This window comes from Pseudoalteromonas sp. XMcav2-N, from assembly GCF_024124545.1.
Lineage (GTDB): Bacteria > Pseudomonadota > Gammaproteobacteria > Enterobacterales > Alteromonadaceae > Pseudoalteromonas.
In genome coordinates, this window is sequence record NZ_JAMXSF010000019.1 from 110326 (window position 1) to 122966 (window position 12641).

Below are 12641 nucleotides of genomic sequence, written 5' to 3' on the forward strand. Positions count from 1 at the left end.
GATGAAACCAAGAGTTATTATTGTCTATTTATTGTTCTTATATTTTCATTTTTACAATGGGGGGTCAAGTGCAAAATTTTAATAACATTATGGTGATAATTGTCTTAAATTCTGCGACATGACACGCCATTAGCAGGGGGGAATTAACTCCCCCTGCACGGCGATTTTTTACTTGATCATAAAATCAATCGCTGCGGCGATTTCGTCATCGCTACAGTCCATACAGGTACCGCGAGGAGGCATCGCGTTGAAACCATTGATTGCGTGGTCAAGTAGCACATCTTTGCCTTTTGCAATACGTGGTGCCCAGTCATCAGCTGTTTTAGGCGCGCCTAGTGCACCTGTGCCATGACAGGCAAAACAGGAAGCCTGGTACACTTGCTCACCTGAACGCGGACCAGTAGGCGCCGCGGCAGCAGTATCTTCGGCACCAGCCAGGTAGACAGAGCCCACAGGCTCAAGACGCTTTTTAATCGCTTCTTCAGTTAAAGAATTGTCGAATGGCTGTGCGATTGCCGCAGTAGATAGCAATAACAGTGCTGCTGAAAGTTTCTTCATTTACCTTGCTCACTTCAAATTGAACGTGATCTATCACGATGGATGACGGAATTAAGCCGATTATAACGTCACCAACTAATTTATAAAACGTAAACTTGAGTATAAGCGACTAAAAAATAAAATTTATTGCGTTAGGGCAAAAAATCATAGGGTTGAGAGTAGATGAATTGAATTGGTTTGCTTGATTATTAAACAGGTTGACAGAGGCGGCATGGTGCCGCCCGGGTTTAGCGCTAGGCCAGCTCAAGTAACTTTTGTACGGCTTTTTCGATACCGCTTGATGCTTCGCTAATTGAGCCTGCCAGCATATATGCAGGGGTACTGATGACTTTGTGGTTGTCATCGACCACGATCTCAGCCACACCGCAGGTAACGTGGCTGGCACCCAAAGCTTCAACCGCCTGGGCTGTAGCCTCATCATTGCCGATGGTGGCCAGCGTACCAGCGGGGTGGATATGACCAATAAGCGCAGGTGCAATACACAGATAAGCGATGGGTTTACCTAGTTGGTTGAAAGCCTGACAGCTTGTTTTGAGCGTCTCCAGGATATTGGATTCAGCCCCTTTAAAGGCAAAGTCGGATAGATTTTTTGCGACACCAAAGCCACCAGGCAGGATCAATGCATCAAATGCACTGGCGTCCAGTGTGGCGAGATCTGCAACTTCCCCACGCGCAATACGCGCTGCCTCAACCCGAACATTGCGCTGCTCGTCCTGTTCTTCACCGGTGAGGTGGTTGATCACATGATGTTGCTGAATGTCGGGTGCAAAACACTGATAACTTGCACCCAGGCGCTCAAGGTGAAGCATAGTGAGTACAGATTCGTGGATCTCAGCACCGTCAAAGACGCCACAACCGCTTAAAATGATCGCTACTTGTTTCATCGGGATCTCCGTTTAAAGTCTTTGTTTTGCGATATATGCAATTTTGTCATTAAGCTAGTAATAAAAAAATATAAAGGATCTGCTTTGATCTTTGATCGTTTGTGTTAGTATACGCCTCCGCCCATGAAAAAGCGGTGAATTTATAGCCACTCAATAACTGGCTGTAAACTGACTCCAAAGTCACTGTCCACAATCTTAGCTTAAAGCATATAAAAGAGTAAAAATAAATTTCCTTTTATATTCAGTGTTTTACTTTTTTATCCTAGACATCTTTTTGATGTGTGGGCCGATAGCTCATGTTTATCTACAAAGTTATCCACAGGCCATCCCCATTTCTTATGGGTCGTTTTGGACTGTGCCAGACTCGTTTTATTCTCGTCCTTATGGCATGCTAACCCAGATTTAAAACTTCCAATTTTAGGATCCCTATAACTATGTCTCAGATCCCTGAAAACCCGCTGATCCTGGTCGATGGTTCGTCGTATTTGTTTCGTGCCTATCATGCGCCACCGCACCTGACCAATTCAAAAGGAGAAGCCACGGGCGCCATCTATGGTGTCATCAATATGCTGAAAAGCTTACTCAAGCAATATCAGCCCAGCCATATGGTGGTGGTGTTTGATGCCAAAGGGCCGACTTTCAGAAATGAGATGTACAGCGAATATAAAGCACATCGTCCGCCGATGCCCGATGATTTGCGCACGCAGATAGCGCCGATCCACGATATTATTCGTGCTATGGGGTTGCCGCTGGTCAGTATTGAAGGCGTTGAAGCCGATGATGTGATCGGGACTTTTTCCCGCCTGGCGTCAGAGCAACAAAGGCATGTATTGATCAGCACAGGTGATAAAGACATGGCGCAGCTGGTCAATGAGCATGTCACGCTGATCAACACGATGACCAACACCATTTTAGACCCGCAAGGGGTGGTGGATAAATTTGGCATCGGACCTGAATTGATCATCGATTACCTGGCTCTGATGGGCGATAAAGTGGATAACATTCCAGGTGTACCTGGCGTTGGTGAAAAAACAGCGTTGGCTATGCTGCAGGGCCTGGGGTCAATTGACGATCTCTATGCAAATCTTGATAAAATCGCTGATCTGGGTTTCCGTGGTTCCAAAACCATGGCGAAGAAGCTGGCTGAACACGAGGCACAGTTAAAGCTATCCTACGAGCTGGCGACCATTAAACTAGACTGCGAGGTTGAGCAAGATCTGGAACAATTCAAGATCCAGGACATGAACAAAGATCAGCTGATTGAGCTATATGGTCAATGTGAATTCAAGCGCTGGCTGGCAGAGTTGCTCGATGGTAAAAGCGCACCGGAAACGGCCGCAGATACCGAACAGGAGTCGCTGGTTACGCCACCCGTTGAAGTTGACTATGAAACCATTTTAGAGCGCGAGCAGTTGGATCGTTGGCTCGATAAGCTGCGTGAGGCTGAGCTGTTTGCCTTTGACACCGAAACCACCAGTCTGGACTATATGCAGGCAGAGTTGGTGGGGATGAGTTTTGCGGTCGCTGCAGGTGAAGCGGCATATTTGCCACTGGGCCATGATTATATGGGTGCTCCGGAGCAATTAGACAAACAACTGGTATTTGACCTGATTGGTCCGATCCTGGCAGATCCCAAGCATAAAAAAGTGGGGCAAAACCTGAAGTACGACAAGAGCGTGTTGGCGCGCGCCGGTCTGGAGCTCAATGGCATTGCCTTTGATACTATGCTGGAGTCGTATGTCTTTAACAGCGTTGGCACTCGTCACGATATGGATTCGCTGGCGCTTAAATATCTGGGTCACAAAAATATCAGCTTTGAAGAGATTGCGGGTAAGGGTAAAAATCAGCTGACGTTTAATCAGATTGAACTGGATAAAGCGGCGCCGTATGCAGCGGAAGATGCGGATATTACTTTACGTTTGCATCAGCACCTTTGGCCACAGTTACAGCAGCATCCGACCTTGGTGAGTGTATTTGAAGACATCGAATTGCCGCTGGTCAGCGTGTTGTCTGATATTGAGCGCACTGGTGTGAAGATTGACAGCAGTATGCTGGCACAGCAGAGCCATAATATTGAAACGCGTCTTAAAGAGTTGGAGCAGGAAGCCTTTGAGCTGGCGGGAGAAGAGTTCAACCTCAGCTCGACCAAACAGTTACAGGCAATCTTGTTCGACAAGCTGGAACTGCCGGTTTTAAAGAAAACGCCAAAAGGCGCGCCGTCTACCGCGGAAGAGGTGTTGCAGGAGCTGGCCCATGATTACCCATTACCTAAACTGATCATTGAGCATCGTGGCCTGGCCAAACTGAAATCCACCTATACCGATAAACTGCCCAAGATGGTTAACGAGCAGACTCAGCGAGTTCATACCTCGTATCATCAGGCCGTCACGGCCACTGGTCGTCTCAGCTCCACCGATCCTAACCTGCAGAACATTCCGATCCGTAATGAAGCTGGCCGCCGGATCCGCCAGGCATTTGTGGCAGATCAGGACCATGTAATTATGGCAGCGGACTACAGCCAGATTGAACTGCGGATCATGGCGCATCTGTCGCAGGATGCCGGTCTGTTAAAAGCCTTTGCAGAAGGTAAAGATGTCCACAGTGCCACTGCATCAGAGGTCTTCTCTGTACCGCTTGAAGAGGTTACGTCGGATATGCGCCGCAAGGCCAAAGCGGTCAACTTCGGACTGATCTACGGTATGAGTGCCTTTGGTCTGGCCAGACAGCTGGATATTCCGCGCCATGAAGCACAGCACTATATGGATAAGTACTTTGAACGCTTCCCGGGTGTGCTTGAATATATGGAGACGACACGGGAGAAAGCCGCAGAGCAGGGCTATGTTGAAACCCTGTTCGGTCGACGTTTATATCTGCCGGATATCAAGGCGCGTAATGGTGCCCGTCGTAAGGCGGCTGAGCGCGCAGCAATCAATGCCCCAATGCAGGGCACGGCTGCGGACATTATCAAGAAGGCCATGATTAAAGTGGCACAGTGGCTGGCGACTCAGCAGGACAGTGATATTAAGCTGTTGATGCAGGTGCACGATGAACTGGTCTTTGAGGTGAAAGCCGATAAAGTGGCGGAGTTTAGCGAGCATGTCTGTCAGCTCATGAGTGACGCTGCCAAGCTGGATGTCCCCTTACTGGTCGAAGCGGACCATGGTGATAACTGGGAGCAGGCGCATTAGCGTTATGGGTATCCCGAAAAACACGGCTCAGGCCGTGTTTTTTATTGCCCGGAACCCAGCAATGGCGGGCCCTGCAAATGTATCTGGTGTAACTCAGAGGTAAAAATGCACAATCTGATGTTTAAAAAATATCAAATTGGCGCATAACTTGCTTTTGGCTGTTTATTTCCCCTAAGTGATTTGCTACAGTGCGCGCGTCCTCTTCCTGTAGGACATCCTGTTGATGATGTATCTCTCCTTGTGAAGATACAGTGTATTGATAGCTTCTCCCCAGATTGCTATAACGGCTCGCAATGTGAATGGTGCGAGCCGGTTTTTCTCTCTCACTCGAATATTTCCCAAGCGCCATGTCAGGCCAGTATTACGCGCTATGTCGTTGCATCTGCTTACAGGATACAGTTAAGATGACGACTTTCATTTTCAAGGAATACGTCATGCTTAAACCCCTTCTTTTTTCAGTTCTTGGCCTGTCGGCGCAGTTCGCTCAGGCGTGGCAATTAGACAGCGCGCGCAGCGATGTGAGTTTCACTTCCATTAAGGCGGGCAGTGTTGCTGAAAACCATCACTTTAAACAGCTGTCTGGCACCATAAATAAAGCCGGTGAACTGGATTTAAGACTGGACCTGAGCAGCGTTGAAAGCCTGATCCCCATTCGTAATGAACGCATGCAAAAGATGCTGTTTGAGGTGGCTAAATTCCCAGAGGCTAAAATCACTGCCAATGTGAGTCAGTATCTCAAGTCACTGAAACCGGGTGTTCAAATTATCCAAAAGGTGCCTGTTACGCTGGCACTGCATGGTCAGGTTGCAACACTGAATGTGGATCTGGTGGTGAACAAAGCCAATCAGCAACTTCAGGTGACACCACTGCGCGCTGTGTTGATCAACAGTCGTGATTTTGGCCTGGATGCGGGGATTGAAGCGCTGCGTAAAGTTGCTGGTCTGAATACAATTGCAACCGCTGTACCGGTTACTTTCAATCTGGTGTTCAGTGAGTAATCTAGATGTGCTGATCTCACATTATGTGACGCAGCATGCACCCACCGGGCGCTGGCATGCGGATGAGTGTGGCGTCGGCGCATTTGAAATTGACGCACAAGGTCGCTGGTTTCATGAGGGCGCGCCTATCAGTCGAGAAGGACTGGTCAGGCTGTTCGCCAGCGTGTTGTGTTATGAGCAGGGCCAGTATCTGCTTAAGTCACCCGCCGAGACGTGCCCGGTAAAAGTCGCAGATAGTCCCTTTGTGATTGTAAGCTGGCAGTATTGCAACCAGGCACCCTCGTTGGGCTTGTCGACGACTTTAATCGCACAGGATAATTTGGGCCGGTTATGGCCTGTTTGCAGCGAGTTTCCCCTGGTGCTTAAATCCTACCACGGTCAGCCAGTCCCATATTTGATGCTCAATTATGGCTTATCGGCGCGAATTAGCCGTTCGGTCTATTATCAGTGGGCTGAATTGGCACAGGCGCGGGGTGATGAGTTTGTGTTAACGTCGGCAGATATGCCGTTTGTGATTGGCTAGGCTGCGCCAGGGGCGCAGCCTGAAGGCTATTACTCAGCAGCAGGCGTGTCTTGCTCAGCCTCTTCTTTGACATATGGTCCCAGGAACCAGTCATCCAGCTGCCAGGCCAGCTCTTTAAGACCCAACCCTTTTAAAGAAGAAAACGCGTGTACGGTAATATCGGCGTTAAGCTCCGCCAGTGCTTTACGCACCTGCAGTACCTCTGCTTTACGCTTGCCTTGCTTTAACTTGTCGGCCTTGGTTAACAGTGCCAGTACCGGAATGTCACTGCCAGCAGCCCAGTTAATCAAGTCCATATCCAGGTCTTTGAGCGGGTGACGAATGTCCATCAATACCACAATACCTTTCAGGCTCTGACGCTTTTGCAAGTATTCGCCCAGTGATTTCTGCCATTTCTTTTTCATTTCCAGCGGCACTTTTGCAAAGCCATATCCGGGTAAATCGATCAGGCGTTTATCATCATCGAGTGAGAAGGTATTGATGAGCTGAGTACGGCCCGGCGTTTTACTGGTCCGTGCCAGCTTCTGATCAGTCAGGGCGTTTAGCGCACTGGATTTCCCTGCATTGGAGCGTCCGGCAAACGCAACTTCAATGCCGGTATCGGCGGGTAATCGGGAAATATCAGGGGCACTCGTCACAAACTGAGCACGATTATACGGCATGCGGGATTTTAGCACTTCGACTCCTCAAGGGGATTGATCTCATTATTGTCTATTTTATTATACTTGGTTGCTAAAGCAAAAGCCGATAAAATCTTCACCTTGGGTGAGTTTTTACGCTATGTCCTCAAGGGGAAACTTAATCCAGGTCAAATCCCTATAATTTATGGGCTTAATGTGAGCAGAAAACGTGCCAGAGAAATTAATATCGTGTAGAATGTAGCAATTGCAACGTAAAACTCGAGCCCGTTGACTTTGTCGGTGCCAATTAGTGCACAATTAGCAAGCTTGGTCAGTCGGTCTCAAATAAGATTTGCCCACGCAGTAAAAGAAACGAGGCTTTTTCGGCTGGGGTCAAAATTACAGGGTCGGAAACAGAGAATTTACCATGAAAAAAATAGCATTAACTTTAACTATGTTGCTAGGGTCCTTGTCAGCCAGCAACGTCGCGGCATTTGATGGCGATGCGCAAGCCGGTAAAGCAAAGGCAGCAACCTGTGCGGCGTGTCACGGTCCGGATGGCAATGCTCCTGTTACTATGTATCCGAAAATCGCTGGTCAACATGCGGATTACATCTACAAGCAACTACAAGAGTTTAAGCTTGGCATGACGTCGGGTGGTAAAGAAGGTCGTATGGATCCTGTGATGAGTGGCATGGCTATGCCTTTATCGGATCAAGACATGAAAGACTTGTCTGCGTATTTTGCGTCGCTGCCTATGTCTTCAGGTACTACACCAGAAGATGTGGTTGAAGTCGGTCAAAAACTATATAAAGCGGGCGATGCTGAGCGTGGTATTCCGTCTTGTGCTGCGTGTCACGGTCCACGTGGTAACGGTACGTCTCTGTCAAAGTTCCCGAAAATTTCATTCCAGCACCCTGAGTATATCAAGGCACAGCTTGAAAAATTCCGCAGTGGCGATCGTAACAACGATCCAAACGGCATGATGAGTGACATTGCGAAGAAACTGACCGATAAAGACATCGAAGTATTGTCTAAATACTTAGGTGGCCTACACTAAAGTCGTATAGATACAAAATAAGCCCAGTGTAAACTCTGGGTATTGTAAAAAAGGCAGCAACAGGGCTGCCTTTTTTTGATCTTACTTTGTGAGATATATCTCAATATTAATGTAGGATATATGCTTATGTAGGGTGTAGGACTTGACTTAATTTCATCCTGCGTTCAGTTGTAACCTATTGTAATAAAATTGGTTTGATGTTGTTCTAAAATATTCAGGTAATAATTTTGTTATTGTTTAGTTGTAACTGTTTCAGATCGGCGTAGATTATTCGTTGTCGCCAGATAATACAAAAACAGGGACAATTCGTATCGGAAGCGTCGGTGGCAGGATTATGTATTCTCTTTGAATACGCAGGATGACCAAGAAAGTGTCAGGAAGACCGAAAATAAAAAATGCATTGGAAGTTTGATAACAATAACAATATGGAAAGTGTTCACGGAAGTGACAACAAAAACAAAACGGAAGATACCACAATAAAAATAATAAAGACTTAAAAGTCGAAGGGAGAAGTGTCCAGTTTGTGACGCTCAGATTAGTAAGCGGTAGAGAGCAATCTCTGCCGCTTTTTTATTTGTGTGTGCATATTTGTTCACTAATTGATTGCTGATACAATACGGCCTTTAAGGCATTTCGGTTTATCTCAGTTGCAAAATCCACAGTCATGGCGTTGCGGCCTTTGCGAAGGCGACTCACTGACGCACTACCATCAGGACAAATTCAGAGACTACTGGCAGTGTCAGCGCTGCAAGCTGGTGTCAGTTTCCCCCGAACAGAGATTAAGTGCTGAGCAAGAAAAAGCCATTTATGACAGCCATGAAAATGATCTGATGGATCCCGGCTATCGGCGCTTTCTGTCACGGTTGGCTGACCCACTGTGCGAGCGTTTACCGGCGGCCCAATCAGGACTGGATTTTGGCTGTGGTCCAGGCCCCCTGTTAGCTAAAATGCTAACCGAGGCCGGCCATCGAATGGCGCTATATGATTTATACTATGCCAATGATCCCAAAGTGTTGGATCACCAGTATGACTTTATTACCTGTAGTGAGGTGATAGAACACCTGGCCCAGCCCGGCAAAGTGCTGCACCAGTTACTGGCGATGCTCAAGCCTGGTGCACCATTGGCATTAATGACTAAGCTGGTAATAGATCCAGCACGCTTTGCAAACTGGCACTATAAAAACGATCAAACCCATATTGCGTTTTTTAGCCGTGAGACATTTGCCTATATTGCAGAGCAATTTAATACCCAGGTTGAAGTGATTGGTAATGATGTCATCATTTTAACTAAGCGATAGTACAGAATGAGTAAAGACTAGTATGACGAGAAAGAAGAAATCCCGTAAGGTTGGCAACATAGGTACGCCAAGGTTAAGCAAAGAGAAGCTCCAGGAGCTCAGAGCGCTCAAAGAGCAGCGCAATAAAAAGCACAAAGGTAAGAAGCCTGGATCTCGCAATGCACAAGAAGCCAAAGTCGATGAGCACAACACCACAGGTACTAAAAAGGATCCGCGTGCTGGCAGTAAAAAGCCGATAGCTCTGGTGCCCCAGCCGCAGCAGGTTAATGAACCTAAGCTAAAACGAGATCTTAAACCTCAGGTCGAGTTGAAGAAAGTGGCTGTGGTGACTTTAAGCCCGGAAGAAGAACTGCAGCAACTGGAAAATGATGAGCGTCTGATGGCACTATTGGAGCGTCATGAGCGTGGCGAGCTATTAACGGGCAAAGATGCTAAGTACTTCAATAAGTCAGTGGCACGCCATCAGGAGTTATGTGAGTTACTGGGCATTGATGATGAGTTCGAAGAAGCTGATATGCCCCAGGAAGATGAGCTGGATCAGTGGATGAGCAGTGATCTGGCAGATGAGTGGTTAACAGACGAAGACGAGGAGCGTTAAACTATGTGGATAGCCGCGATTGTGGTAGGCGCGTTGATCATCGCCGGTCTGGCATTTTACGCCGGCAAGCTGCTGTGGCAGCTGAAAGTTCAGAAAGACACGATAGCAAAATTGCAGCAGGAGCAAAAAGAGAAGCTGGCACGTTCTCGTCAGGAACGAAATGCCAAGCTGTCCGATAGTATCAATCTGATAGCCAAAGCGATGCAGCAGAAGCAGTGTGAGTACTCTGAAGGCTGTTTGCGGGTATGGGTGCTGATGTCTCAATACAGCTTTGACGAGGAAATCGAGCTGAGCCAGAGTTATCCGGGCGTGCATGAGATGTACGAGGAAGTCAAAGAAATGCCGACCCATGACGCTCGAAAAAAATACAGTAAGAAAGAGATTTATAAAATGGATGCGCAGCGCTGGCGTGCTGAAGAGCGCCTTGAAGCTCAGATCCTGGAAGACTGTGAAAAGCTACTGAATCGTTTTAAACCGCTGCCTGGCAGCGAAAATGTGGTATTTCAGTAGCCATACATGAGCTACTGTGCGCGCGCAGGGTGGCGGGTGAAAAGCCCGTCACCAGCATAGTTCCCGTTAATACCAGTACCATCCCGCCTAACGTATTGAGCCCAACCTGCTCGTCTAACACCAGATAGCCCCAGACAATCCCAAACAGGGGGATTAAGAAAGTCACCGATAGCGCAGAAGCCGCGCCTACCTCTGAAATTAATCTAAAATACAACAAGTAAGCAATGCCGGTACAGATCACCCCTAAGGCGATCACGGCAGAGATCTCGGCACTATCTGGTACTGCCCGCATGGGTATGAAAGGGAGCAGTGGCAGTAGCCAGAGGACGGCGGCCCACATGCTGCCATGGGCATTATCAAACGCGGGGATCTGGGGCGCATTTTTAGCATAATTGCTCGCAACCCCGTAACTGACTGCAGCAAGTACACCCGCCAGAACCGGCCAAACCAGTTTTTCTGAGACAAGAGTCTTATCCCAGCCAACTAAGACAATAACGCCAAAAATACCCAGCCCCATACCGAGCAGGGACTTCACTGAAAGAGGCGTTCGGTGCCAGAAAAAAGCGATCAAAGCACCCCAAATGGCAGCCGTGGCGTTTAAAATTGCCAGCATAGATACAGTAAGCGTTTGCGCCGCATAGGCAAAGAGCACGAAGGGTAGCGCGGTATTGAGTAAGCCCAGCGTAAAATAGTGGCGTGCATGAACACGAAAATGTAGCAATTGCTTCAGATACCAGGCTATCACGAGCAAAGCAAGTGCGGCAAAGCTCACTCTGAACTCGATTAGATAAGCCGGTCCAAAGGTCGGCGCGGCAATACGCATAAATAAAAATGAACCGCCCCAGATTGCTGCCAGACAGATCAAACGTAAAAAACTAGATAATGTCATCATCTTCCCTTTTACAGAGCCAGTCTGTAGGTGAGGTGAATAATGCAATTAAAGTGACGGAAGTGGCGTCTGGATGCAACGATAAATGAACAATGAGTTCTGAAAGTGGCTATTTGGGGCAAGGGGAGGGAATATACGCAGGGGCGCCTTCTCCCCTGCGTAAACGGGCTTACAGGCCCAGTTTCTTTTCCAGGTAGTGGATGTTGGTACCACCGTTTTGGAAGTTTTCGTCCGCCAGAATTTTCTTGTGCAGCGGGGTATTGGTTTTAATACCGTCAATCACAAGTTCATTCAGGGCATTACGTGCACGGGCAATGGCCACATCACGGTTTTCACCGTAAGTGATCAGTTTACCGATCATGGAGTCGTAATGCGGCGGGACTGTGTAGTCAGCATAGATATGGCTGTCCCAGCGAATGCCCAAACCACCGGCCGGGTGGAAGCGCGTGATCTTGCCTGGAGACGGAATAAAGCTGACTGGATCTTCGGCATTGATACGACATTCAATGGCATGGCCACGAATTACTACATCATCCTGAGTAATAGACAGCGGTTGACCAGCGGCAATTTTCAGCTGCTCTTTGATCAGGTCAACGCCAGTCACCATTTCAGTCACCGGGTGTTCTACCTGGATACGTGTGTTCATCTCAATGAAGTAGAATTCACCATTTTCATACAAGAATTCAAACGTACCGGCACCACGGTAACCGATCTCGATACAGGCACGCGTACAGCGATCACCAATGAACTTACGCATTTCTGCGGTAATACCAGGTGCAGGCGCTTCTTCTACCACTTTCTGGTGACGACGCTGCATTGAACAGTCACGCTCGCCCAGATGGATGGCATTACCTTGTCCGTCTGCTAAGACTTGTACTTCGATATGACGTGGGTTTTCAAGGAACTTCTCCATGTATACCATGCCATTACCAAAGAATTGCTGTGCTTCAGTTTGCGTCAGTGCGATTGAGTCAAGTAGCTCTTCTTCAGAGCGTACAACACGCATACCACGACCACCACCGCCACCGGCAGCTTTGATGATCACCGGGTAACCGATACGCTTCGCGATTTGTACATTGCGCTCATTATCATCCGTCAGCGGACCGTCTGAACCAGGTACACAAGGGACGCCTGCTTTACGCATTGCTTCGATCGCTGACACTTTATCACCCATCAGACGAATGGTATCGCCTTTTGGACCGATAAAGATAAAGCCGCTCTGTTCAACCTGATCGGCAAAATCTGCGTTCTCGGACAGGAAGCCATAGCCCGGGTGAATGGCAACGGCATCAGTAACTTCAGCTGCAGCAATGATGCGTGGAATATCCAGGTAACTTTCACTGGCGGCGGGTTTACCAATACAAATGGTTTCGTCTGCAAGTAGCACGTGTTTGAGGTCACGGTCGGCAGTCGAATGGACCGCAACTGTTTTAATCCCCAGCTCCTTGCAGGCACGCAATACGCGAAGCGCAATTTCGCCTCGGTTTGCAATGACTACTTTATCTAGCATAGTGT

12 protein-coding genes are annotated in these 12641 nt (G+C 48.0%); 7 read left to right on the top strand and 5 right to left on the bottom strand.

Features of this window, described 5'->3' with window-relative positions; genetic code table 11:
- Positions 1-168: 168 nt before the first annotated feature.
- Complete coding sequence (locus tag NH568_RS20450; protein WP_253050401.1) at positions 169-558, bottom strand: cytochrome c5 family protein; 390 nt, start codon at positions 556-558, stop codon at positions 169-171.
- A gap of 233 nt (positions 559-791) precedes the next feature.
- Positions 792-1442, bottom strand: coding sequence for an isoprenoid biosynthesis glyoxalase ElbB (gene elbB, locus NH568_RS20455; RefSeq protein ID WP_253050403.1), 651 nt, complete (start codon positions 1440-1442; stop codon positions 792-794).
- Positions 1443-1876: 434 nt separating this feature from the next.
- Here elbB and polA point away from each other — a divergent pair, with 434 nt between their 5' ends.
- From polA to NH568_RS20470, 3 genes are all read left to right on the top strand, one after another.
- Positions 1877-4630: a DNA polymerase I gene (gene polA / locus NH568_RS20460; RefSeq protein ID WP_253050405.1), complete on the top strand. Its 2754-nt coding sequence runs from the start codon at positions 1877-1879 to the stop codon at positions 4628-4630.
- A gap of 434 nt (positions 4631-5064) precedes the next feature.
- The gene (locus NH568_RS20465) at positions 5065-5628 is read left to right on the top strand and encodes a YceI family protein (RefSeq protein WP_253050407.1); all 564 of its coding nucleotides are present in this window, start codon (positions 5065-5067) and stop codon (positions 5626-5628) included.
- Positions 5621-6151: a DUF1285 domain-containing protein gene (locus NH568_RS20470; protein ID WP_253050409.1), complete on the top strand. Its 531-nt coding sequence runs from the start codon at positions 5621-5623 to the stop codon at positions 6149-6151. Before NH568_RS20465 ends, NH568_RS20470 begins: the two co-directional genes overlap by 8 nt.
- A 29-nt stretch (positions 6152-6180) precedes the next feature.
- On the opposite strand, the gene yihA is transcribed toward NH568_RS20470, so the two are convergent.
- Positions 6181-6828: a ribosome biogenesis GTP-binding protein YihA/YsxC gene (gene yihA / locus NH568_RS20475; protein ID WP_253050412.1), complete on the bottom strand. Its 648-nt coding sequence runs from the start codon at positions 6826-6828 to the stop codon at positions 6181-6183.
- Positions 6829-7198: 370 nt separating this feature from the next.
- On the opposite strand from yihA, the gene NH568_RS20480 reads away from it, so the two are divergent.
- The 4 genes from NH568_RS20480 (at position 7199) to NH568_RS20495 (ending at position 10237) form a co-directional block, all read left to right on the top strand.
- Positions 7199-7831: a c-type cytochrome gene (locus NH568_RS20480; protein WP_253050414.1), complete on the top strand. Its 633-nt coding sequence runs from the start codon at positions 7199-7201 to the stop codon at positions 7829-7831.
- A 647-nt stretch (positions 7832-8478) separates the two neighbouring features.
- Entirely contained in the window at positions 8479-9129 is a 651-nt protein-coding gene (locus NH568_RS20485) for a class I SAM-dependent methyltransferase (protein WP_253050416.1), read from the top strand.
- A gap of 22 nt (positions 9130-9151) precedes the next feature.
- Positions 9152-9727 carry a Der GTPase-activating protein YihI gene (gene yihI / locus NH568_RS20490; protein ID WP_253050418.1) on the top strand — a complete coding sequence of 192 codons (576 nt, stop codon included), beginning with the start codon at positions 9152-9154 and terminating at the stop codon, positions 9725-9727.
- Positions 9728-9730: 3 nt separating this feature from the next.
- Complete coding sequence (locus NH568_RS20495; protein WP_253050420.1) at positions 9731-10237, top strand: DUF2489 domain-containing protein; 507 nt, start codon at positions 9731-9733, stop codon at positions 10235-10237.
- Here NH568_RS20495 and NH568_RS20500 read toward each other — a convergent pair.
- Positions 10197-11126, bottom strand: a complete 930-nt coding sequence (locus NH568_RS20500; protein WP_253050422.1) for a DMT family transporter — start codon at positions 11124-11126, stop codon at positions 10197-10199. The two genes, NH568_RS20495 and NH568_RS20500, sit on opposite strands and share 41 nt — an antisense overlap.
- Positions 11127-11295: 169 nt before the next feature.
- Positions 11296-12636 (bottom strand): acetyl-CoA carboxylase biotin carboxylase subunit, encoded by a 1341-nt coding sequence (gene accC / locus NH568_RS20505; RefSeq protein ID WP_253050424.1) that lies wholly within the window; start codon positions 12634-12636, stop codon positions 11296-11298.
- Between the last annotated feature and the right edge of the window lie 5 nt (positions 12637-12641).

Bases quoted from the DNA above. Each gene is read 5' to 3' on its own strand.
- NH568_RS20450 (WP_253050401.1), bottom strand. From the start codon at position 558: ATGAAGAAACTTTCAGCAGCACTGTTATTGCTATCTACTGCGGCAATC.
- elbB (WP_253050403.1), bottom strand. From the start codon at position 1,442: ATGAAACAAGTAGCGATCATTTTAAGCGGTTGTGGCGTCTTTGACGGT.
- polA (WP_253050405.1), top strand. From the start codon at position 1,877: ATGTCTCAGATCCCTGAAAACCCGCTGATCCTGGTCGATGGTTCGTCG.
- NH568_RS20465 (WP_253050407.1), top strand. From the start codon at position 5,065: ATGCTTAAACCCCTTCTTTTTTCAGTTCTTGGCCTGTCGGCGCAGTTC.
- NH568_RS20480 (WP_253050414.1), top strand. From the start codon at position 7,199: ATGAAAAAAATAGCATTAACTTTAACTATGTTGCTAGGGTCCTTGTCA.
- yihI (WP_253050418.1), top strand. From the start codon at position 9,152: ATGACGAGAAAGAAGAAATCCCGTAAGGTTGGCAACATAGGTACGCCA.
- NH568_RS20495 (WP_253050420.1), top strand. From the start codon at position 9,731: ATGTGGATAGCCGCGATTGTGGTAGGCGCGTTGATCATCGCCGGTCTG.
- NH568_RS20500 (WP_253050422.1), bottom strand. From the start codon at position 11,126: ATGACATTATCTAGTTTTTTACGTTTGATCTGTCTGGCAGCAATCTGG.
- accC (WP_253050424.1), bottom strand. From the start codon at position 12,636: ATGCTAGATAAAGTAGTCATTGCAAACCGAGGCGAAATTGCGCTTCGC.